Source organism: Holdemanella sp. (genome assembly GCF_056804935.1).
The window spans coordinates 1-1,583 of the sequence record NZ_DBMEXE010000289.1 but is presented as its reverse complement, the minus strand read 5'-3'; the positions used below and the strand labels follow the sequence as shown (position 1 = coordinate 1,583).

The following is a 1,583-nucleotide window of genomic DNA, read 5'->3' as shown; positions in this document are numbered from 1 at the left end:
TATTATGTAGATGGTGAAAAAAGAAAAATTGGCTATCGCTTATTAATTGATAAAGCCATTAAAGGTGAAGATATCGAAGTATGGGGCGATGCATCGAGAGTAAAGGATATGGTATATGTCAAAGATTTTTGTCAGATGCTGTATAAAGCTTTATTTGTTAATCGTCAAAAAGGATATTATAATGTTGGAACAGGAATTGGTACATCATTATTAGATCAAATCAAAGGCATTGTTGAAGTGTTTGGTGATGATAACCATAAATCACAAATCAAATTAAATCCTAATATGCCAAATGCACCACAATATATTATGGACATTACACCGGCTATATATGAACTTGGATATAAACCGAAATATGATTATATTTCTATGTTAAAAGACATGAAAGCAGAAAGCAAAAATAGAAAGTGTGATATTGATGAGTAATATTTTAGTAACGCGTTCTTCAATGCCTTCTTATGAAGAGTATTGTGAAGAAATCAAAGATATGTGGGACACACATTGGTTAACGAATATGGGTCCTAAACATAAAAAATTACAAGAAGAATTAGTTGAATATTTAGATGTTGAAAACATTGATTTAATGACAAATGGACATATGGCTTTAGAGTTGTCATTACAAGCATTAAATTTAAAAGGTGAAGTCATTACAACTCCATTTACTTTTGCATCAACTACACATGCGATTGTTCGTAATGGATTAGAACCTGTATTCTGTGATATTGATCCTAATGACTTTACAATGGATGTCACAAAACTGGAATCTTTGATTACAGATCGTACTTGTGCCATTATGCCAGTACATGTATATGGCAATGTTTGTAACATTGAAGAGATTGATCGTATTGCTAAAAAATATGGTTTAAAAGTGATTTACGATGCAGCACATACGTTTGGTGAAACATACAAAGGTAAAGGCATTGGTTCTTATGGGGATGTTTCTTGTTTTAGTTTTCATGCGACAAAAGTATTTAATTCCATTGAAGGTGGAGCTGTTTGTTTCGGTAATGAATTAAAGGATTTTGGATTGGATTTATATCGTTTGAAAAATTTTGGTATTCGTGGACCTGAGATAGTAGACGCAGTGGGTGCAAATGCGAAAATGAACGAATTCTGTGCGGCCATGGGAATCTGTAATTTAAGACATGTCGATGAAGAAATTGAAAAACGTAGAAAAGTAGTTGAAAGATACCGTAGCCATCTAGAAGGTGTAGCTGGAATTCAATTAAGTCCAATTCAAAAGGATGTAAAATCAAACTATGCATATTTTCCAGTTGTATTTGATGAAAAAGAATTTGGTGCAACAAGGAATGAAGTATTTGATAAATTAGCAGAAAATGGAATTGGTGCTAGAAAATATTTCTATCCATTAACAAATAGTTTTGATTGTTTCCATGGTAAATATGATTTAGATCAAACACCAGTGGCTAGATATATTAGTAATAGAGTGTTAACATTACCTTTATATGCAGATTTGGCATTGGAAGATGTTGATAGAATTTGCGATATTATTTTGAAGTGTAAATATTAAGGAGAGTAGACAGAATGAAGAAATTGATGATTTTGGGAGGCTCACGCTATGC

Annotated in this window: 2 protein-coding genes; both read left to right on the top strand. The window is 32.2% G+C overall.

Annotated features, from left to right (window positions below):
- Nucleotides 1–426: NAD-dependent epimerase/dehydratase family protein (locus tag ACZQCL_RS09405; protein ID WP_482483020.1), on the top strand; the 426-nt coding region annotated here is incomplete at its 5' end.
- Entirely contained in the window at nucleotides 419–1,531 is a 1,113-nt protein-coding gene (locus ACZQCL_RS09400; protein WP_482483018.1) for a DegT/DnrJ/EryC1/StrS family aminotransferase, read from the top strand. The genes ACZQCL_RS09405 and ACZQCL_RS09400, both read left to right, overlap by 8 nt.
- Nucleotides 1,532–1,583 lie beyond the last annotated feature (52 nt).

What these genes read in the sequence shown, in the direction of transcription:
- ACZQCL_RS09400 (WP_482483018.1), top strand. Translation starts at nt 419, where the DNA reads ATGAGTAATATTTTAGTAACGCGTTCTTCAATGCCTTCTTATGAAGAG.